The organism is Enterobacter sp. BRE11 (genome assembly GCF_031844285.1).
In the GTDB taxonomy this organism is placed as follows: Bacteria; Pseudomonadota; Gammaproteobacteria; order Enterobacterales; family Enterobacteriaceae; genus Pantoea.
The window spans coordinates 20261-40209 of the sequence record NZ_JAUZUX010000001.1 but is presented as its reverse complement, the minus strand read 5'-3'; the positions used below and the strand labels follow the sequence as shown (position 1 = coordinate 40209).

Annotated in this window: 17 protein-coding genes; 11 read left to right on the top strand and 6 right to left on the bottom strand. The window is 57.5% G+C overall.

Annotated features, from left to right (window positions below):
- Positions 1 to 36 precede the first annotated feature (36 nt).
- From glnH to rhtA, 3 genes are all read right to left on the bottom strand, one after another.
- Positions 37 to 783, bottom strand: a complete 747-nt coding sequence (gene glnH / locus Q9R34_RS00195) for a glutamine ABC transporter substrate-binding protein GlnH (RefSeq protein ID WP_434124446.1) — start codon at positions 781 to 783, stop codon at positions 37 to 39.
- Positions 784 to 1105: 322 nt separating this feature from the next.
- Positions 1106 to 1609, bottom strand: a complete 504-nt coding sequence (gene dps / locus Q9R34_RS00190) for a DNA starvation/stationary phase protection protein Dps (RefSeq protein ID WP_434124447.1) — start codon at positions 1607 to 1609, stop codon at positions 1106 to 1108.
- 325 nt (positions 1610 to 1934) lie between these two features.
- A complete protein-coding gene (rhtA, locus tag Q9R34_RS00185; RefSeq protein WP_485891970.1) occupies positions 1935 to 2846 on the bottom strand; it encodes a threonine/homoserine exporter RhtA in 912 nt (303 codons plus the stop codon).
- Positions 2847 to 3221: 375 nt separating this feature from the next.
- Between rhtA and ompX the strand changes: the two genes are divergently transcribed.
- The gene (gene ompX / locus Q9R34_RS00180) at positions 3222 to 3734 is read left to right on the top strand and encodes an outer membrane protein OmpX (protein ID WP_434124451.1); all 513 of its coding nucleotides are present in this window, start codon (positions 3222 to 3224) and stop codon (positions 3732 to 3734) included.
- 193 nt (positions 3735 to 3927) lie between these two features.
- Here ompX and Q9R34_RS00175 read toward each other — a convergent pair whose 3' ends face one another.
- Positions 3928 to 4122, bottom strand: coding sequence for a hypothetical protein (locus tag Q9R34_RS00175; protein ID WP_033751444.1), 195 nt, complete (start codon positions 4120 to 4122; stop codon positions 3928 to 3930).
- Positions 4123 to 4388: 266 nt separating this feature from the next.
- Between Q9R34_RS00175 and mntR the strand changes: the two genes are divergently transcribed.
- From mntR to Q9R34_RS00135, 8 genes are all read left to right on the top strand, one after another.
- Positions 4389 to 4850, top strand: coding sequence for a manganese-binding transcriptional regulator MntR (gene mntR, locus Q9R34_RS00170; protein ID WP_434124453.1), 462 nt, complete (start codon positions 4389 to 4391; stop codon positions 4848 to 4850).
- Positions 4851 to 4867: 17 nt separating this feature from the next.
- Positions 4868 to 5977, top strand: coding sequence for an SLC13 family permease (locus Q9R34_RS00165; RefSeq protein WP_434124455.1), 1110 nt, complete (start codon positions 4868 to 4870; stop codon positions 5975 to 5977).
- 146 nt (positions 5978 to 6123) lie between these two features.
- Positions 6124 to 7263 (top strand): HlyD family secretion protein, encoded by a 1140-nt coding sequence (locus Q9R34_RS00160; RefSeq protein WP_485891969.1) that lies wholly within the window; start codon positions 6124 to 6126, stop codon positions 7261 to 7263.
- Positions 7260 to 8828, top strand: coding sequence for a DHA2 family efflux MFS transporter permease subunit (locus Q9R34_RS00155; protein ID WP_434124457.1), 1569 nt, complete (start codon positions 7260 to 7262; stop codon positions 8826 to 8828). The genes Q9R34_RS00160 and Q9R34_RS00155 overlap by 4 nt, the downstream gene beginning before the upstream one ends.
- A gap of 1 nt (position 8829) precedes the next feature.
- Positions 8830 to 10365, top strand: a complete 1536-nt coding sequence (locus Q9R34_RS00150) for an efflux transporter outer membrane subunit (RefSeq protein WP_434124459.1) — start codon at positions 8830 to 8832, stop codon at positions 10363 to 10365.
- A gap of 287 nt (positions 10366 to 10652) precedes the next feature.
- Positions 10653 to 12137, top strand: coding sequence for a sugar porter family MFS transporter (locus Q9R34_RS00145; RefSeq protein ID WP_434124461.1), 1485 nt, complete (start codon positions 10653 to 10655; stop codon positions 12135 to 12137).
- Positions 12138 to 12553: 416 nt separating this feature from the next.
- Positions 12554 to 12955 (top strand): H-NS family histone-like protein, encoded by a 402-nt coding sequence (locus Q9R34_RS00140; protein WP_033751426.1) that lies wholly within the window; start codon positions 12554 to 12556, stop codon positions 12953 to 12955.
- Positions 12956 to 13130: 175 nt separating this feature from the next.
- Positions 13131 to 14723, top strand: coding sequence for an ABC-F family ATPase (locus Q9R34_RS00135; RefSeq protein WP_434124464.1), 1593 nt, complete (start codon positions 13131 to 13133; stop codon positions 14721 to 14723).
- Positions 14724 to 14896: 173 nt separating this feature from the next.
- On the opposite strand, the gene moeB is transcribed toward Q9R34_RS00135, so the two are convergent.
- On the bottom strand, positions 14897 to 15661 hold the full coding sequence (gene moeB, locus Q9R34_RS00130) for a molybdopterin-synthase adenylyltransferase MoeB (protein ID WP_485891968.1): 765 nt from the start codon (positions 15659 to 15661) through the stop codon (positions 14897 to 14899).
- Positions 15661 to 16896 (bottom strand): molybdopterin molybdotransferase MoeA, encoded by a 1236-nt coding sequence (moeA, locus tag Q9R34_RS00125; RefSeq protein ID WP_485891967.1) that lies wholly within the window; start codon positions 16894 to 16896, stop codon positions 15661 to 15663. Before moeA ends, moeB begins: the two co-directional genes overlap by 1 nt.
- Before the next feature lie 225 nt (positions 16897 to 17121).
- Between moeA and Q9R34_RS00120 the strand changes: the two genes are divergently transcribed.
- Together Q9R34_RS00120 and gsiA are read left to right on the top strand one after the other, a co-directional pair.
- A complete protein-coding gene (locus Q9R34_RS00120; protein WP_485891966.1) occupies positions 17122 to 18081 on the top strand; it encodes an isoaspartyl peptidase/L-asparaginase family protein in 960 nt (319 codons plus the stop codon).
- Positions 18082 to 18090: 9 nt separating this feature from the next.
- Positions 18091 to 19938, top strand: coding sequence for a glutathione ABC transporter ATP-binding protein GsiA (gsiA, locus tag Q9R34_RS00115; RefSeq protein ID WP_485891965.1), 1848 nt, complete (start codon positions 18091 to 18093; stop codon positions 19936 to 19938).
- Positions 19939 to 19949 lie beyond the last annotated feature (11 nt).

Below are 19949 nucleotides of genomic sequence, written 5' to 3'. Positions count from 1 at the left end.
GGCACGCGTCCCTGCTCAAAAAGAAGCAAAAATTTATTATTTAGGTTCGCTGCCGAACCATTTTTTGTAGATCTGGTTGTAGGTGCCGTTCTCTTTCAGGGTCTTCAGCGCGCCGTTGACTTTCTCACGCAGCTCGTCGCTGCCTTTCGGGAATGCGACGCCGTACTGCTGCGCTTCGATAGAGTCGCCTACCGCTTTAAAGCGGCCTTTGCCTGCGGTGTTGATAAAGTAAAGGATATTCGGCGTATCATGCAGTACCGCGTCGGCGCGGTTGGTGCCCAGTTCCATATAGGCATTATCAATGTTCGGGAACTGGCGCAGATCTTTGGTTTTGATATGCGCTTTAGCGTAATCCACTGAACCGGTGCCGCTCTTCACTGCGACCACTTTGCCGTTCAGGTCGTTGATGCCTTTAATGTCATTTTCATTGTTGCGAACCATCACCAGCAGACCACTTTTGTAGTAGCCGTCAGAAAATTCGATCGCTTTTTTACGCTCGTCGGTAATGGTAATGCCCGCCAGCGCCAGGTCGATATTGCGCGTTTGCAGGGCAGGGATAATGCCGCTGAAGTCCATTGGCTTCAGGGTATAGTCCAGCTTCAGCTCTTTAGCGATGGCGTCCCACAGATCGATATCGAAGCCGACATACTTATCACCCTGTTTGAATTCAAAGGGAACAAACGCGGTATCGGTGGCAACGATCAGTTTTTTTTCTGCTGCGGTGGAAGAGAGTGAGAAGGCCAGCGCCAGCGCGGCCACAGAGACTTTAAACAGTGACTTCATCATTTTTCCTTATTGCTACCCGACCTGAAGGCGGTGTTTACGGCTTACCATATGAAAAAATTATGCCAACTTTTCATTTTCACCATAATCAATGGGTTAAACCTTAAAGCTGACACGATTTTGCACAGGTAAAAACTTTTGCACCAAAATAGATCACCAAAATGGTGCATAGGATTATTCTGGTGCAATGCACCTTTGCATGCAGCATTCGGCGTGGGAAGAAGAGGCGTTCAGAAATGTTATGAAGGTCAAAAAATAGTAATTTTGCTGTTAAGCGAACATAAAAAAGGCGGGTTTCCCCGCCTGATGCATATGTTTATGATTATTCAATGTTGGACTCGATAAACCACAGGAATTTATCCAGGTCGCGCGATGCTGCAGTGAAAATATCTGCGGTGTCTTCATCTTTCACTTCAGTGATCGCTTTACGGGTATCGTTCGCCACGATGGCGTAGCGGTCGGCCAGCGCTTTCAGATGATCCTGCACGCTGTGAATATTTAGCGGATAGCTTTGCAGCGGCGTTCTGTCGTTAACGACCTGAGTCGTACCCAGCGCCACGCCGCCTAACTGCACAACGCGTTCAGCGATGGTGTCCTGATGATCGGTAATGGTGGTACGGAAACCGTCCAGCATTTCATGTACGCCGATAAAATTAGCGCCGCGCATGTTCCAGTGCGCCTGCTTGGTGATCAGCGACAGATCGATAAATTCCACTACCAGACGGTTGAGCACCTCAATGGTGGCTTTTTTCTCGTCGTCAGCCACATCGTTACGGGTGTAAAGCAGATCGGAAGCGTTCGTTTTAACCAGTTTTGCGGTACTCATCGTATGAATCCTCTCTTTGATGGGTTGTCCTAATCAAGCACGGGAATAAGTATAGCAGCGATTTATTGGGTTGCAGGATTGAGCTTATCAATGGCTGAAATAGATAGCATTTACGGATAAATCGTAAGGGGCAATAACGGCGAACAGGCATATCGTCGCAGTGAGTGAGAAAAAAAGATTAAATATCTGTTACTTAGATATTAGCCCGAGCTTTGATCATTGGGTGTGTTTCAGAATGATAATAATTATGTTTACCATTGGTTAAAATAAATCCGCCCGCTGCGACGAAATAATATCCGCCTGTGTTATACGCAGGCGGAATAGGTTATTGCGGCGGTGGTGAGGTTATTTCAACTTCTTTAAGCGCCTTATTTCTGGGCCTGAGCGTCAGCGTCGCGCCAGCTGACGCCAGTATGATCGCCAGTAAGCCGAGGCTCTGCGTCAGCGACAGCGTTTCACCCAGGAACAAAATGCCCGACAGCGCGGCGACCGCCGGCTCCAGGCTCATCAGCGTGCCGAAAATACGCGCCGGGAGACGCGTCAGCGCCACCATTTCCAGCGCGTAAGGGATGGCGCTGGAGAGCAGGGCGACCAGCAGCGCGACAGGAATGACGCTCCAGTGCCAGATGCCAGGCTCGGCAAACGTCAGCCCCAGCGGCACGAAAATGGCGGAAGCGATTAACGAGCCCATCGCTACGGTCGCTGGGCCGTGCTGCGCGCCGGCACGCTGGCCCGCCAGAATATAGAGTGCCCAGCAGGCACCCGCGCCTACCGCCAGTGCCGCACCCAGCGGATCGATGGTTTTCATGCTGTCGCCAAACGGCAGCAGAAACCAGAGCCCGCTCACCGCCAGTACCACCCAGATGAAATCGAGCAGGCGTCGCGTGCCCAGCAGCGCCAGCGTTAGCGGACCGGTAAACTCCAGCGCCACCGCGACGCCGAGCGGCACGGTGCGCAGCGACAGGTAAAACAGAAAGTTCATACAGCCCAGCGCCAGTCCGTACAGCAGCAGCGGCAAGCGCTGTTCGCGGGTAAAGCGCAGCCGCCAGGGTTTAAAGATTACGCATAGCATCAGCGTGCCCAGTCCGAGACGCAGTGCGGTAATGCCAGTGGCACCGACTGTAGGGAAGAGTGATTTAGCCAGAGAGGCGCCGCCCTGCAGCGACAGCATCGCTATCAGCAGCACGGCGACCGAGACGGCCGGAGTAGGGGTTTTACCTGAAAGAGAAAGTGACATCCTGTAAACGCGTCCTGATAGTCAGCAGAGGGGCAATAAGAGGCTCAGTCTAATCGAACCAGCAGTAAAAACAGAGATGACAATCAGAAAGAGGCGAAGGCGACTGAACGAAATTCAGACAATTTCAGGGCCAGTAGCGTAAAGAAATGTCAGGTTTTTTTAGGATTTAACTTAAAGGACAATTTTTATCGCGAGAAATTCATTGCAGTTTAATGACGGAAATTATAAGTAAAATGAATAGCATAGGATGCTTCATTAACTTTCTGTTACACCAAACATTCTGTTAGACAACAATTTGCGGGCAGAGTTTCTTGCTAAGTTTTGTTATATTTTCAGCGTTGTCAGGAGAGAAGTATTATCACATTTGAGGTGGTTATGAAAAAAATTGCATGTCTTTCAGCACTGGCTTGTGTTCTGGCAGTTTCTGCGGGTTCCGCAATGGCGCAGAGCACAGTCACCGGCGGTTACGCTCAGTCCGACTATCAGGGCGTGGCTAACAAAGCGAACGGTTTCAACCTGAAATACCGTTATGAAGACGGCTCTAACCCGCTGGGTTGGATCGGTTCTTTCACCTACACCGAAAAAGATCGCACTGAATCTGGCGTGTACAACAAAGGCCAGTACTACGGTTTCACCGCAGGTCCTGCTTACCGTCTGAACGACTGGGCGAGCATCTACGGCGTGGTAGGTATCGGCTACGGTAAATTCCAGCAGAACGACACCACTTTCCGTTCTAACTCTGATTCGAGCGACGTAGGCTTCTCCTACGGTGCCGGTCTGCAGTTCAACCCGTACCAGCAGTTCGCTATCGACGTGGGTTACGAGCAGAGCCGTATCCGTAATGTCGACGTAGGCACCTGGATTGCTGGCGTAGGTTACAGCTTCTAAGTTTTGCTTAGACCAGTTGCAGAAAAAAACGGCCCTTCGCGGCCGTTTTTTTTATCTTTTTTTTAACGCCTCTTATTGTCGGAGCGACGCGATCGCTTTGCTCAAGAAGGGAAGCGGCGCTAAAAGGCATGAGAAGGGCGAACAGCAAAGCAGCCCAGGCAAACAGCAGAGGCTGCATAAGGAAGATTGCGCGTTAGCCGCGCCAGATAAGATTTGGGCAGTTGCGACTGCTGCGTTTTTCACCCAGCAGTTTTTCAACCAGCATCAAACGAAGCGAAAACGGGGAGCGGCTTAGCAGGCAAAGCCAGGATTTCAGCGTTGCGGATGAAGCCGGTTTTTCAGTCTGGAAGCATTTGCCGCAGTCAAGACAGCATTTCAGGGTGCTCATATCGACCTCCCAATCAGTAACGTCGTAACAGCAGACAAAGGCCGGCGATAAACAGGAGAAAAAGCAGTAATAACAGATAAGGATCCTGCACGATCGTCTCCTGATTGTCTGCGCGTTTGCCTACAATATCGACAAATATAGCACTGGCTATACCCTGTAGCCAATGCTATTTACGAAAAATTTGAGCTTCTTTGTGCCTGGTTTACAATGAGCGCAGCAAATCCGTCTCGCCGTGCGGGTACGGAGAATAATAAAGAGGAAGATGAATGAGTCGTCGTGCCAAAAGTGGGGCGTCCGCGTCGCCTGGACCCCTGAAAGATATTGAAGAGCATGTCGAAGGATTCCGACAGGTTCGCGAAGCGCATCGTCGCGAACTGATCGATGACTACGTTGAGTTAATCTCAGATTTAATCGGTGAATTCGGCGAGGCGCGTCAGGTCGATATGGCGGCACGCCTGGGGGTCTCGCAGCCTACCGTCGCTAAAATGTTGAAACGTCTCAGCAGCGCCGGGCTGGTGGAACAGGTTCCCTATCGCGGCGTCTTTCTGACCCGCGAGGGCGAAAAGCTGGCGGCGGAGAGCCGCGCCCGCCATCATATCGTCGAAACCTTCCTGCTTGCGCTGGGCATCAGCCCGGAAACCGCGCGTCGCGATTCCGAAGGCATTGAGCATCACGTCAGCGATGAGACGCTTGCCGTCTTCCAGAAGTTTTACGAAAGCCGTCACTAACTACCGGACTCGCTACCATGCTCACCGTGCTGCGCCCGTTTTTGCATGATCGTATTCTGCATTTGCTGTTAGCGCTCGGCGCGGTGTTGCTGCTGCTGGCGAATTTCCGCTGGGCGGATCTCCCTGGCGCGGTCGACTGGCACACTATCGTCACGCTAACAGGGCTGCTGCTGTTAACCAAAGGGCTGGAGAGCAGCGGCTACTTCGACGTGTTGGGCGCGCGCCTGATTGGCCGCTTCCACCATGAACGCGCGCTGGCGCTGTTTATGGTGCTGGCCGCCGCGCTGCTCTCTACCTTTCTGACCAACGACGTGGCGCTGTTTATTCTGGTGCCGCTGACCCTGACGCTACGTAAATATTCACGCCTGCCGCTGTCCCGACTGATCATCTTTGAAGCGCTGGCGGTAAATGCCGGCTCGCTGCTGACGCCGGTGGGCAATCCGCAAAATATCCTGCTGTGGAGTCACGGCAAGCTCAGCGTAGCCGGGTTCATCGGGCAAATGACGCCGCTGGCGGTCTGGCTGCTGGTGACGCTGCTGGCGCTGACGTGGTTCAGTTTCAAGCCGCGTGCTATCCAAAAGCAGGGCAGTGACGCGCCCCGCGCCTGGCAGAAGCCGCTGTTTGCCGTTAGCGTGCTGCTCTATCTGCTGTTCGTCGCCGCGCTGGAGTGGCAGATGACCGGCTGGGCGCTGCTGCTGATTATGGGCTGCTATCTGATCATGGCGCGCAAGGTGCTGCTCGCTATCGACTGGAGTCTGCTGGCGGTGTTTATCGCCATGTTTATCGACGTCTACCTGCTTACCCATCTGCCCGTAGTGCAGCGTCACTTCGACGCCGTGTCGCACTTTAGCGACGGCGCAATTTATCTGCTGGCTATCGGCCTGTCGCAGGTTATCAGCAACGTGCCCGCCACCATTCTGCTGCTGCAGAAGATACCGCCTTCCGACGTCGTTGCGTGGGCGGTGAATATCGGCGGTTTCGGCCTGTTGCCCGGTTCCCTCGCCAACCTTATCGCGCTACGCATGGCGAAAGATCGCGCCGTCTGGTGGCAGTTTCATCTCTTTTCTGTACCGATGCTCGCCTGGTCGATGCTGAGCGGCTGGCTGCTGCTGCGCCTGCTGCACTGACTTCCGCTGCGTTTAAAAAAATGTTGCAGCTTGTGCCTCTTTTGTCGGGAAAGGTCAAGAAACGCTGGAAAATGTCAGTTTACCATCTACTGTTTAACTGACCATTTATGCCCTGGAATTAGGGCGTTAGCCATGCGGAACTGACTATGAGCGAGAATGAAAAAGAGAAATCTCATCAGGATGATGCAGAGAAAAAGCAGGATACATCCAGTGAGCAATCTGACCAGAATAACGATGAGCCCGAACGTAAAAGACCCGGCAAAAAACCGCTGATCATTCTCGCCGTCGTGGTGGTGATCATGCTGATTGTGGGCTTCTGGTTCTGGTTTAGCACGCGTAACGAAGAGACCACCGATGACGCCTTTACCGAAGGTGACGCGGTCACCATCGCGCCTAAAGCGTCCGGCTACGTGGTCAAGCTGCTGGTTAAAGATAACCAGCGTGTGAAAAAAGGCGATCTGCTGGTGGAGATCGACCCGCGCGATACCCTGGCGCAGCGCGATCAGGCCAAAGCACAGCTCGGCCTGGCTCAGGCGCAGCTGCACCAGGCGCGGGCGCAGCTGGCGCTGTCGAAGGTACAGTATCCGGCACAGCGCGACCAGGCGCTGGCCGATCAGGCGAAAGCGCAGGCGAACCTGCTCAACGCCGAGGCGGACTATCGCCGTCAGCGCGGCGTCGATCCGCGCGCTACCAGCCAGCGCAATATCGATACCGCCGCCGCGCAGCTGCGTTCGGCCCAGGCGCAACTGCAGAGCGCCAAAGCGCAGGTAGAAGTTGCCTCGCAGGTCGCGCTGCAAATTCGCCAGCAGGAAACCAACGTCGAAGCGCGTCAGCAGCAGGTCGCACAGGCGCAGGCACAGCTGAACACTGCCGAGCTGAATCTCTCCTATACCCAGGTGCGTGCGCCGTACGACGGCTTCGTCACCAAACGCAACGTACAGCTCGGCACCCTGGTGCAGGCAGGCAGCTCGCTGTTTTCACTGGTATCGCCTGATATCTGGGTCACCGCCAACTTTAAAGAGTCGCAGCTGACGCGTATGAACCCAGGCGACAAAGTGGCAATCAGCGTCGATGCCTGGCCCGATATGAAGCTGGAAGGGCATGTCGACAGCATTCAGATGGGTTCAGGCTCGCGCTTTTCAACCTTCCCGGCGGAGAACGCGACTGGCAACTACGTGAAGATCGTCCAGCGCGTACCGGTGAAAATCGTTATCGACAAAGGGCTGGATCCAAACCATCCGCTGCCGCTCGGCCTGTCAGTAGAGCCTAAGGTTACCGTAGAATGAGTCAGGCGCAGAGCTGGCAACCCTCCAGCAATCCCTGGCTGGTGGCGGTGACCGTTACGCTGGCGGTGTTCATGGAGATTCTCGACACCACCATCGTTAACGTGGCGCTGCCGCACATTGCCGGTTCGCTCTCATCCAGCTATGACGAATCGACCTGGGTGCTGACCTCCTATCTGGTGGCCAACGGCATCGTACTGCCGATTTCCGCCTTCTTCAGCCGACTCTTTGGCCGCAAACAGTTCTTCCTGATCTGCATCGTGATGTTTACCGTCTGTTCGTTCCTGTGCGGTATCGCCACCGAGCTATGGCAAATCATCCTGTTCCGCGTACTGCAGGGCTTTTTCGGCGGCGGCCTGCAGCCGGTGCAGCAGTCGGTATTGCTCGACTACTTTAAGGCGGAAGATCGCGGCAAAGCGTTTGGCCTCTCTTCTATCGCCATCATCGTTGCGCCCGTTATCGGGCCGACGCTGGGCGGCTGGATCACCGACAACTACAGCTGGCGCTGGGTGTTCTTTATTAATATTCCGGTGGGCATCCTGACGGTATTGGCGATCTACCAGCTGCTGGAAGATCCGCCCTGGGAGCGCAAGTGGGCGAAAGGGCGGCTGAAAATCGACTATATCGGCATCGGCCTCATCACGCTGGGGCTCGGCTGCCTGCAGGTCTTTCTCGACCGCGGCGAAGATGAAGACTGGTTCGCTTCCCACTTCATCGTGCTGTTCGCCACTCTGGCGCTGGTTGGCATTGTCGGGGCCGTTTACTGGCTGATGTATGCCCGTAAGCCGGTGGTGGATATCCTGGTGATGAAAGACCGCAACTTCTGGGTCTCCGGCCTGCTAATGGCAGGCATGGCGATGATCCTCTACGGCAGCTCTGTGGTACTGCCGCAGCTGGCGCAGCAGGATCTTGGCTATACCGCGACCTGGTCGGGACTGGTGCTGTCGCCGGGTGCGGTGCTGATTGTGCTTACCATTCCGCTGGTGCTCGCCCTGATGCCGCGCGTGCAGACGCGCTACATCATCGCCTTCGGCTTTACCTGCCTGACGCTGGCGTTTATGTACTCCGCGACCCTGACGCCCGACGTCGACTTTAAAACGCTGGTGCTGATGCGCAGCGCGCAGTCCATCGGACTGGGTTTCCTGTTTGTTCCGCTGACCACCATCGCCTTTATTACCATCCCACAGCGCCTTAACGCCGACGCCTCGGCGCTGTTTACCATGTTCCGCAACGTGGCGGGCTCTATTGGCATCTCGCTCTCGACCGCGGCTATCACCGAGCGCGAGCAGGTGCGTTCGGCGCATATGGTGCACAACATGACGCCGCTGAACGAGCAATTCAATATTACCGTGCAGCACTGGGCGCAGGCGATCCGCGACTTTACCGCGGCGGTGGGCGATCCGGCTACGCTGGCGGCCGGGCAGCTCTATCAGGAGATGGTGGCGCAGTCGCGCATTCTGGCCTACATCGACGTCTTTACGGGCCTGAGCATCGTTGCTCTGATCTTGATTCCATTTTGTTGGCTGCTGTCGCCCATTAAGAGCGAAGGCAGCGCAGGAGCACACTGACATGAAGGTTATCTCTACATGCGCGCTGGCAAGACCGCTCAGTCTGCTGACGCTGGCGCTCTGGCTGGCGGGCTGCGCCGTGGGTCCCGATTACGAGGCGCCGAAGCCGCAGCTTCCCGGCGCATATCACCTGATGGATGCGCAGCAGGCGTCGAAAACGGCCTCCGGCGCCGTTAACACGCGCTGGTGGCAAACCTTTAACGATCCGCAGCTCAATAGCCTTATCGACCGCGCCATTGAGGGCAACCTGACGCTACAGCAGGCGGTGCTGCGCATCGCGGGCGCGCGGCAGGAGCTGGCACAGGCGCGCGGCGGCCTCTTTCCCAGCCTGAACGGCAGCGCGAAGGTCACGCGCCAGCAGCTGGGGCTGGAAGGCCTGCTAAAAGCGAACGGTGCCACTGACCAGCTGGACAGCGACACCGCCAGCCAGCTCAGCAGCCTGGAGCAGCCGGTGACGCTCTATCAGGGCAGCTTCGACGCCAGCTGGGAGTTGGATCTCTGGGGCAAAGTTCGCCGCCAGGTTGAGCTGGCCGATGCACAAACTCAGGCAGCTATTGAGCAGCGCAACGACGCGCTGGTCTCGCTGGAGGCTGAAGTGGCGCGCGCCTACCTGCAGCTGCGCGGCGCGCAGGCGACGGTCGCCACGCTGGAGCAGCAGATTGCGGTGGCGCAGCAGAGCTGGGAGCTCACGCAGAGCCAGCAGCGCAACGGTCTGGCACCGCTGACCGATGTGGAAAATGCGCGCGCGCAGCTCAGTTCGCTGCAGGCGCAGCTGCCGCAGTATCAGTCGCAGGCGCGCCAGGCGATGAACGGGCTGGCGGTGCTGCTGGGCAAAACCCCCGGCGCGCTGGATAATGAACTCTTTGCGCCGAAAGCGATGCCTGTTTTGCCGCAGATTGTACCGGTCGGCATTCCCGCCACGCTGGCGCGCCGCCGTCCCGATATTCGTCAGGCGGAGGCGACGCTGCACGCGCAGACGGCGAACATCGGCGTGTCGGTGGCGCAGCTGTTTCCCAGCCTGTCGCTTACCGGCCAGCTTGGGGTGCGTAATACCGACGTCAGCTATCTCGACAACTGGAGCAGCCACTTCTATTCCGTCGGTCCCTCGCTGTCGATTCCCATTTTTCAGGGCGGTCGGCTGGTCTCCAGCGTGAAGCTGGCGCGCGCGCAGCAGGCGAGTGCGGCGCTCGACTATCGTCAGACGGTGCTCACCGCGCTGCAGGATGTGGAAAACGCGCTGGTGAGCTATCGCGCCGATCAGGCGCGGGTTACGGCGCTGGATGAAACCACCGGGTCGCTGCAGCGCGCCTTCGATCTGGCCAGCGACAGCTATCGTCAGGGCATCTCGACCTTTATCGATGTGCTGGACGCACAGCGTCAGCTGGCGCAGGCGCAGGAGCAGGCGACCCAGGCGCGCATGCAGAGCGCGCTCGATTTGGTGGCGCTCTATAAAGCGCTGGGCGGCGGCTGGGAAACTTACCAGAACGTCACGCTACCGCAGTTCGACGTTTTCGGCCCGGCCGCCAGCGCCAGCTAACGTTTTCTCTCTGCTTACGGCTGCGGCACCTGCCGCAGCTTCTCCCAACAGGCACGCCAGCCGTGCCGCTATAAATGAAATAAAAATTCTCTTTTATCACTTCGATGGGTTTTATGTGCGGCGCCATTAAGGGGGGCAGGTAAAGGGTTATAGCGAATAAATGTGATCGAGCATGCAAAAATAAGCGGAGCCTATGATTCACCGCTCAAAACTAATATTTCATATATTATCTTTGCGATAAAAATAATCTATTTTCACTGGACATCTGCACACCATCGGGAGAAGACATGTCCAGAGAATCTTACCTTACGCTGAATAAGGCCTCAGGGCCGAACAGCAATGCCCGCACCGAACCTTTTGTTAAAGTCATCGCCGTGGTCGCTACGCTTGGCGGTCTGCTGTTTGGCTACGACACCGGCGTGATCTCGGGTGCGCTGCTGTTTATGGGCCCGGAACTCCATCTGACGCCGTTCACCACCGGTCTGGTGACCAGCAGCCTGCTGTTTGGCGCCGCTTTTGGCGCGCTGCTCTCCGGCCATTTCGCGGCAGCGGCCGGACGGAAAAAAATTATTCTGATTTTGGCCGTGATCTTCGCCACCGGCGCCCTGGGCACCTCGATGGCGCCAGATGTGGGCTGGATGATTTTCTTCCGTCTGGTGCTGGGCGTCGCCGTGGGTGGCGCTGCGGCGACCGTACCGGTCTATATCGCTGAAATCGCGCCAGCGAACCGACGCGGCCAGCTGGTGACGCTTCAGGAGCTGATGATCGTCTCCGGCCAGATGCTGGCCTATATCTCCAACGCCGGTTTCAACGCCGCCTGGGGGGGTGAAACCACCTGGCGATGGATGCTGGCAGTGGCGACGCTGCCGGCGGTACTGCTTTTCTTTGGCATGATGTTTATGCCAGACACGCCGCGCTGGTACGCGATGAAAGGGCGCCTGGCCGATGCACGCCGCGTGCTGGAGCGGACGCGCGCGCGCCAGGATGTCGAATGGGAATTGACGGAAATAGAAGAGACGCTGTCGGAAGAGCAGCAGCAGCGCCCGCGACTGAGCGAGCTGCGCAAACCCTGGCTGTTTAAGCTCTTTTTGATCGGTATGGGCATTGCGGTTATTCAGCAGCTAACGGGCGTTAACACCATTATGTATTACGCGCCGACCATGCTAAAAGCGGTCGGCATGGATGACAGCGCAGCGCTGTTCGCCACCATCGCCAACGGCGTTATCTCAGTATTAATGACCTTTGTCGGCATCTGGCTGCTGGGAAAAATGGGACGACGAACGCTGACCATGATTGGTCAGTTCGGCTGCACCGCCTGTCTGGTTTTTATCGGTGCGGTGACGCTGTTTATGCCGGAAACCGTTAATGGTCAGCCTGACATGTGGCGCAGCTATATGGTGCTGTTCGGCATGCTGCTGTTTTTAAGTTTTCAGCAGGGCGCGTTATCGCCAGTCACCTGGCTGCTGCTCTCGGAAATATTCCCAACGCGTCTGCGCGGTATTTTTATGGGGGGGGCGGTATTTGCTATGTGGATCGCCAATTTCCTTATTTCGCTGATGTTTCCGGTGCTGCTGGCAAGCGTGGGGCTGGCGGGCGCCTTCTTTATCTTTGCGCTGGTGGGGATTGCGGGGGCGATATTTGTCATCAAGTGCGTACCGGAAACGCGTAACCGTAGTCTGGAGCAGATTGAACACTATCTGCATGAAACCCTGTCGAATGACGATGAGTTTGTGCGCGAACCCCTGAGACAGCCAGCAAATAAAACTTCATAATAAAAGGTTATCAATTTGAGTCTGAGCCGGCGCCCGCGCCGGCTTTTTTTTATCCATTCGTGCCGTAGATTAACCTTTTGACACGCGCTTCTGCCTAAACTCCATGCTGTGATCTGTTCAGATACTATTTGTAAAAAGTCATCTAAAAAGCACTTTATATCACCTGTCACCCGCAGGCGGCAGGCTATTAAACCCTTCAACCTTCAATGAAAACGATTTCAGCCTCCCGCTTTTATCCAGGCCTGAGCTGTTAATTCATCGTTAATAACACCGTGAGAATTTACTTAAGTTTCAGCTACGGAATTTGCCTGCGCGCTTCAGAATTTTCTGGAGACGAAAATTAATTTATTTTTTTATTTGAATTGGGTAATCTTGGCGCTACAGTTTTATTAAACCCCTTAGTCAAGGACAGTATAATGAGTGACGCATTTAAAGTTCTGAACAACATTCGCACATTACGTGCTCAGGCGCGTGAACTGCCATTGAGCGATCTGGAAGAAATTCTGGAGAAATTAACCGTCGTCGTCACAGAACGTCGTGAAGAAGTGGAAGCTGAAGAAGCGCAAAACCGCGAAAAAGAAGAAAAGCTCTCTAAATATCGCGAAATGCTGCTGGCTGACGGTATTGACCCGAACGAATTACTGGGCGCGCTGGAAACCGGTAAAAAACGCGCCAAGCGTGCGCCGCGTCCCGCCAAGTATTCTTATACTGACGAGAACGGCGAAGTTAAATCCTGGACCGGCCAGGGGCGTACCCCAGCGGCAATTAAAAAGGCGCTCGATTCCGGCAAAAGCCTTGACGATTTCCTGATCGGCTAAATTTACCCAATCCTTGCAAGTGGGAGCCGGTGGCCTGAACAGCCACCGGCTTTTTATTTTTCCCCCACTGCCAGCGGCTTGCCTCAGGCCGCACGCCTGGCGCTGGCATGCGTAAGGCGATGTCTGGCATAATGGCCGCCGTTTTTCCCCTCACTCAGCCATAAAGGTCAATGCCGTGTTAGTAAGCAGCAATATCACCATGCAGTTTGGCAGCAAGCCACTGTTCGAAAATATCTCCGTAAAATTTGGCGGCGGTAATCGTTACGGTTTAATCGGTGCAAACGGCAGCGGTAAATCCACCTTTATGAAAATCCTCGGCGGCGATCTGGCGCCCACCGGCGGTAATGTCTCATACGATCCTAACGAGCGCATTGGTAAGTTAAGACAGGATCAGTTCGCGTTTGAAGAATATAGCGTGCTGGACACCGTCATCATGGGTCACCATGAATTGTGGGAAGTAAAGCAGGAGCGCGACCGCATATATGCTTTGCCGGAGATGAGCGAAGAGGAAGGCTATAAAGTCGCGGACCTTGAAGCGCTTTACGGCGAAATGGATGGCTACAGCGCCGAATCGCGCGCTGGCGAGTTATTACTCGGCGTTGGCATACCGGTTGAACAGCATTATGGCCCGATGAGCGAAATTGCGCCGGGCTGGAAATTACGTGTGCTGCTGGCGCAGGCGTTATTTTCAAATCCTGATATTTTGTTACTGGATGAACCAACCAACAACCTGGATATTGATACTATCCGCTGGCTGGAGCAGGTGCTGAACGAGCGTGAAAGCACCATGATCATCATCTCGCACGACCGTCACTTCCTGAATATGGTTTGTACACATATGGCGGATCTCGATTACGGCGAATTACGCGTTTATCCAGGTAACTATGACGAGTACATGACGGCGGCTACCCAGTCGCGCGAACGTTTATTAGCAGACAATGCGAAGAAAAAAGCGCAGATTGCCGAGCTGCAGTCTTTTGTTAGCCGCTTTAGCGCCAACGCCTCTAAATCGCGTCAGGCGACGTCGCGCGCGAAACAAATTGATAAAATCAAGCTGGATGAAGTTAAAGCGTCCAGCCGCCAAAACCCGTTTATTCGTTTTGAACAAGATAAGAAACTGTTCCGTAATGCGCTGGAAGTTGAAGCGCTGACTAAAGGTTTTGATAACGGTCCGCTGTTTAAAAATCTCAACCTGCTGCTTGAAGTCGGTGAGAAGCTGGCGGTTATCGGCGCCAACGGTATTGGTAAATCCACGCTGCTGAAAACGCTGGTCGGCGAACTTGAGCCAGACAGCGGCAGCGTTAAATGGTCGGAAAATGCGCGTATTGGTTATTACGCCCAGGATCACGCCGCCGACTTCGCCGATGACCTTAGCGTCTTCGACTGGATGAGCCAGTGGAAGCAGGAAGGGGATGACGAGCAGGCGGTACGCAGCATTCTTGGACGTCTGCTGTTCAGCCACGACGACATCAAAAAACCGGCGAAGGTACTGTCGGGCGGGGAAAAGGGACGCATGCTGTTCGGCAAGCTGATGATGCAGAAACCCAATATCCTGATTATGGACGAACCGACCAACCACCTGGATATGGAGTCGATCGAGTCGCTGAATATGGCGCTGGAGATGTATGAAGGCACGCTGATTTTCGTTTCGCACGACCGTGAATTCGTCAGCTCGCTGGCGACGCGCGTGCTGGAGATCAAAGAGGACCGCGTGGTGGACTTTACCGGCACCTACGAAGACTATCTGCGCAGTCAGGGTATTTACTGATTCAACAGACTATGTGGGGTAGCGAGAGTTACCCCATGGCGGTTAGCTCGGGCGCGAACGCAGGTGGCATGGCCCGATCGCAAAGTCGCTTAAGCATCCATGCCGCTCGGCCCGCACCATCCCTGGCGCGGGACGCTTTGCTTTTCGGTCCATGCCACCTGCTTTGAAGCTTATTAGCTGGCTGTCGGCAAACCACAGACTTCGCAGTGCGCATCTTGCGCTACCTTCACGCTGCGAAACTCCGCGCTCATTGCATCATACATCAGCAGCCGCGAGGCGGCGGGCGTGCCGAAGGCCGTCAGCACTTTAATCGCCTCCATCGCCTGCATGGCGCCAATTACCCCGACCAGCGGTGCCATCACGCCCGCTTCGACGCAGCTGAGCGTCTGCTCGCCGAACAGGCGGCTAATGCAGCGATAGCAGGGCGTGCCCGGCTGCCAGGTAAAGACGCTAATCTGGCCTTCCATACGAATCGCCGCGCCGGAAACCAGCGGCACGCCACGCGACCGACAAAGGCGGTTGAGCTGTTCGCGGATCTGCACGTTGTCGGTACAGTCGAGCACCGCCTGATGCCTGGCGATCAGCGTTTCAAGCGCCTCATCTTCCAGCACGCCGTTAACGGTATCAATCTGCACATGCGGATTGATGGCGGCGAGACTCTGCGCCGCCGAGTCGACCTTGGCGCGGCCAATATCCGCGTCGTGATGCAGGATCTGACGCTGCAGGTTCGACAGCGCGACGGTATCGAAATCGAGCAGGGTCAGCGCGCCGACGCCCGCGGCGGCCAGATAGGGCGACGCGGCGCAGCCCAACCCGCCAAGACCGACAATCAGCGCGCGGCTCGCCTTGAGCTTTTCCTGCCCGTCGAAGTCGAAGCCGCGCAGCACAATCTGGCGGTTATAGCGCAGCATCTCTTCATCGCTGAGTTCAGGCAGCATTATCCCTCCAGCAGCGTATTGAATGGCTCAACCTCGACCCATTCGCCCGGCTCGACCGCGCCGCGATCGCGTTCCAGCACGATAAAGCAGTTGGCGGCGGCGAAAGAGCTAAAGACGTGCGAGCCCTGGTGGCCGGTAGTGTGCACCTCCAGCTCGCCGTCCTCGCCGCGACGCATGATGCCGCGCTGGAAATCGAGGCGGCCAGGCGATTTTTTCAGGCGGGAGGCGGCACGCGCGCGCAGGCGCGGCGGCAGCGGCGACGCGCTCTGGCCGGTCAGGGCGGCGAGCAGCGGCTGCACCAGCTGATAGAAGGTGACGGCGGCCGACACCGGATTGCCCGGCAGCCCGCAGAACCAGCTGCTGGCGAGGCGGCCGAAGGCGAAAGGCTTACCTGGCTTGATAGCCAGCTTCCAGAAGGTGATAACGCCGAGCTCGTCCAGCATGGTTTTGGTGAAATCCGCTTCGCCGACTGATACGCCCCCGGTGCTGATCACCACGTCGGCCTGCCGATCCGCTTCTGCGAACGCGCGGCGCAGCGCCTGCGGATCATCTTTAATGATGCCCAAATCGATCACTTCGCAGCCGAGCTTGCGCAGCATCAGCGAGACGGCAAAACGGTTCGTGTCGTAGATCTGACCGGGCGCCAGCGGCTGGCCGACAGGCTGCAGCTCGTCGCCGGTGGAGAAAACCGCCACGCGCAGCTTGCGCAGCACGCTGACTTCGGCAAGGCCGAGCGAGGCGAGCAGCGGCAGCTCCGCTGCGCCGAGCCGTACGCCTGCCGCCAGCACCGGCTGGTCGCGACGGATATCTTCGCCGATCCGGCGGATATTTTGTCCCGCCCGCACCGGCGCGTTAATTACAATGCCATCGTCGACCTCGTGCGTCTCTTCCTGCATCACCACCGCTTCGCACCCTGGCGGCACCGGCGCGCCGGTCATAATGCGTACCGCGCTGCCCGCTGGCCAGTCGCCGTCAAAAGGGGCGCCGGCAAAGGCTTTGCCAGCAATCTTCACCGGTTGGTCCGATTGAATATCGGCCAGTCGCACGGCGTAGCCGTCCATCGCCGAGTTATCAAAGGGCGGCACGTCAATCGGCGAGGTGACCGGCAAAGCGGTAATGCGGCCAGCCGCATCCGCCAGCGGCACGCTGACGCGATCGCGCAGAGGCTGAAGCTGCGCCAGCATTTTTGCCTGCGCCTCCTCCAGAGAAATTAATCCTGCGGTAAAGCTTTCCATCGTATGAGCAACCTGAGTAAAGAACGTTGCGGACTATTATGGTGCTAATTGCCAGCAGAGTCACATTTCCGCCGCGGCATAAGCCACAATAAAAGGTTATGGCTGACGCGCCAGTTTCTCCTTTACAAGCTCAGAGAGGCTTTCTATAGTCAAAAATCATTTAAATTGGCTGAAAACCATTTTAAATCAGTGTTTTCACTCCGGTAAAAGGACAGGGCAAGCGTTATGGTTAAAGCAGTCATCGCCATTCACGGTGGGGCAGGCGCCATTACGCGCTCGGCAATGAGCGCAGAAAAAGAGCAGGCGTATCGTCAGGCGCTGAGCGATATCCTCAGTGCGGGACAGCAGATGCTGGCGCAGGGCGCCAGCGCGCTGGACGCCGTGACCGAAGCGGTGCGGCTGCTGGAGGAGTGCCCACTGTTCAACGCCGGCAAGGGCGCGGTCTTCACGCATCAGGGCACGCACGAGCTGGACGCCTGCGTGATGGACGGCCGCACGCTGGCGGCAGGCGCGGTGGCAGGCGTGTCGCGCCTGCGCAATCCGGTGCTGGCGGCGCGCAAGGTGCTGGAATCGAGTCCGCACGTGCTCTTTATCGGCGCGGGCGCGGAGCAGTTCGCGCGGGATAACGGGCTGGAAGAGGTCGATCCCGCTTTCTTTTCGACGCCGGAACGCTGGGAGCAGCTTCAGCGCGCGCTGACCAGCGATGAGATGGTGCTGGATCACGATGGCGCGGCGAAAGCTGACGACCCGCTCGATCCCGACCGCAAATTCGGCACCGTGGGCGCGGTGGCGATCGATGCGGAGGGCAACCTCGCCGCCGCCACTTCGACCGGCGGCATGACCAACAAACAGGCGGGACGCGTTGGCGATTCGCCGCTGCCGGGAGCCGGCTGCTACGCCAGCAACGACACGGTGGCGGTCTCCTGCACCGGCACGGGCGAGGTCTTTATTCGTACCCTGGCAGCCTACGATATCGCCGCGCAGATGCGCTACGGCGGTCATTCGCTGCAGCAGGCGTGCGTTAACGTTATCCACGACGCCGTTCCCGAGCTGGGCGGCAGCGGCGGCCTGATCGCTATCGATCGCTTCGGCAACGTGGCGCTGCCGTTCAACAGCGAAGGCATGTACCGCGGCGTGGCGCGCGTGGGCGAAGAGATTGAGGTCGGCATCTATCGCGAAGGCTAAGGAGCAGGCATGACGCAGCAAATGGCGCCGGATCAGGTTCTGGCGGTACGCAATCTCAACGTACGCTTCAGCCATGAAGGGCGCGTGACGCACGCGGTGCGCGACCTCTCGCTCGAGGTGCAGCGCGGCGAAACCCTGGCAATCGTCGGCGAGTCCGGCTCCGGTAAATCGGTCACCTCGCTGGCGCTGATGCGGCTGATCGAGCAGGCGGGCGGCGAGGTCAGCGGCGATATTTTGCTGCGCCGCCGCAGCGGCGAACTGCTGGACGTGATGCGCGCAGCGCCAGGCGTAATGCGCCGCGTGCGCGGCGCCGACATGGCGATGATTTTTCAGGAGCCGATGACCTCGCTCAACCCGGTTTTTACCGTTGGTGAGCAGATTGCCGAGTCGATTCGGCTGCATCAGGGCAAAGGCCATCAGCAGGCGCTGGCGGAAGCGCGGCGCATGCTCGATCTGGTGCGCATTCCCGAGGCGCAGAGCGTGCTGGCGCGCTATCCGCATCAGCTCTCTGGCGGCATGCGCCAGCGCGTGGTGATCGCCATGGCGCTCTCCTGCCGTCCCGCGCTGCTGATCGCCGATGAGCCGACCACGGCGCTCGACGTCACCATTCAGGCGCAGATCCTGCAGCTGATCCGCGTGCTGCAAAAAGAGATGCAGATGGGGGTGATTTTTATCACCCACGATATGGGCGTGGTGGCCGAAATGGCGGACCGCGTACAGGTAATGTATCGCGGTGATGGGGTGGAGAGCGCGCCGGTGCAGCAGCTGTTTGACGCGCCGCAGCAGCCCTATACTCAGGCGCTGCTGGCGGCGGTGCCGAAGCTTGGCGCGATGAGCGGTCAGCCGCTGCCCGCACGTTTTCCTCTGCTGCGCGCTGGCGGTCAGGCGGAGCCGGAGACGCCGCAGGACACCGCGCGTCGCGATCTCGACCCGATTTTGCAGGTGCGCGATCTGGTGACGCGCTTCGATATTCGCGGTGGCCTGCTTAACCGCGTCAGGCGTCGCGTGCATGCGGTAGAGAAGGTGAGTTTCGATCTCTACGCCGGTGAGACGCTGGCGCTGGTGGGTGAATCGGGCTGCGGCAAATCGACCACCGGGCGGTCGCTGCTGCGGCTGGTGGCGAGCCAGGGCGGCACCATTACCTTCAACGGCCAACGCATCGACAGGCTCGCCGGCGCGGCGCTGGCGCATCTGCGGCGCGATATCCAGTTTATCTTTCAGGATCCCTACGCCTCGCTCGATCCGCGCCTGACGGTGGGCTTCTCTATTATGGAGCCGCTGCTGGTGCATAAGGTGATGCCGCGTCGCGAGGCGGAGCAGCGCGTCGCCTGGCTGCTGGAAAAAGTGGGGCTGCTGCCGGAGCACGCGCAGCGCTATCCTCATGAGTTTTCCGGCGGCCAGCGCCAGCGCATCTGCATCGCGCGCGCGCTGGCGCTCAATCCCAAAGTGGTTATCGCCGATGAGTCGGTGTCGGCGCTCGACGTGTCGATTCAGGCGCAGATCGTCAATCTGATGCTCGATCTGCAGCGCGAATTCGGTATCGCCTTCCTGTTTATTTCGCACGATATGGCCGTTGTCGAGCGCATCAGCCATCGCGTGGCGGTTATGTATCTGGGACAGATCGTTGAAATGGGGCCGCGCCAGGCGGTGTTCGAGCAGCCGAGGCACCCCTACACCCGCAAGCTGATGGCTGCCGTGCCGGTGGCGGATCCGGCGCACCGTCGACGCGAACGCGCATTGATGGTGGATGAAATACCCAGCGCCGTGCGCGCGCTGGGCGACGAGCCTGAAGTCGCGCCGCTGATGGAGGTGGCACCGGGCCATTTCGTCGCGCGTCATGCTATCAGCAGCACCTGACATCACAATCA

What these genes read in the sequence shown, in the direction of transcription:
- glnH (WP_434124446.1), bottom strand. Translation starts at nt 783, where the DNA reads ATGAAGTCACTGTTTAAAGTCTCTGTGGCCGCGCTGGCGCTGGCCTTC.
- dps (WP_434124447.1), bottom strand. Translation starts at nt 1,609, where the DNA reads ATGAGTACCGCAAAACTGGTTAAAACGAACGCTTCCGATCTGCTTTAC.
- rhtA (WP_485891970.1), bottom strand. Translation starts at nt 2,846, where the DNA reads ATGTCACTTTCTCTTTCAGGTAAAACCCCTACTCCGGCCGTCTCGGTC.
- ompX (WP_434124451.1), top strand. Translation starts at nt 3,222, where the DNA reads ATGAAAAAAATTGCATGTCTTTCAGCACTGGCTTGTGTTCTGGCAGTT.
- Q9R34_RS00175 (WP_033751444.1), bottom strand. Translation starts at nt 4,122, where the DNA reads ATGAGCACCCTGAAATGCTGTCTTGACTGCGGCAAATGCTTCCAGACT.
- mntR (WP_434124453.1), top strand. Translation starts at nt 4,389, where the DNA reads ATGAGTCGTCGTGCCAAAAGTGGGGCGTCCGCGTCGCCTGGACCCCTG.
- Q9R34_RS00165 (WP_434124455.1), top strand. Translation starts at nt 4,868, where the DNA reads ATGCTCACCGTGCTGCGCCCGTTTTTGCATGATCGTATTCTGCATTTG.
- Q9R34_RS00160 (WP_485891969.1), top strand. Translation starts at nt 6,124, where the DNA reads ATGAGCGAGAATGAAAAAGAGAAATCTCATCAGGATGATGCAGAGAAA.
- Q9R34_RS00155 (WP_434124457.1), top strand. Translation starts at nt 7,260, where the DNA reads ATGAGTCAGGCGCAGAGCTGGCAACCCTCCAGCAATCCCTGGCTGGTG.
- Q9R34_RS00150 (WP_434124459.1), top strand. Translation starts at nt 8,830, where the DNA reads ATGAAGGTTATCTCTACATGCGCGCTGGCAAGACCGCTCAGTCTGCTG.
- Q9R34_RS00145 (WP_434124461.1), top strand. Translation starts at nt 10,653, where the DNA reads ATGTCCAGAGAATCTTACCTTACGCTGAATAAGGCCTCAGGGCCGAAC.
- Q9R34_RS00140 (WP_033751426.1), top strand. Translation starts at nt 12,554, where the DNA reads ATGAGTGACGCATTTAAAGTTCTGAACAACATTCGCACATTACGTGCT.
- moeB (WP_485891968.1), bottom strand. Translation starts at nt 15,661, where the DNA reads ATGCTGCCTGAACTCAGCGATGAAGAGATGCTGCGCTATAACCGCCAG.
- moeA (WP_485891967.1), bottom strand. Translation starts at nt 16,896, where the DNA reads ATGGAAAGCTTTACCGCAGGATTAATTTCTCTGGAGGAGGCGCAGGCA.
- Q9R34_RS00120 (WP_485891966.1), top strand. Translation starts at nt 17,122, where the DNA reads ATGGTTAAAGCAGTCATCGCCATTCACGGTGGGGCAGGCGCCATTACG.
- gsiA (WP_485891965.1), top strand. Translation starts at nt 18,091, where the DNA reads ATGACGCAGCAAATGGCGCCGGATCAGGTTCTGGCGGTACGCAATCTC.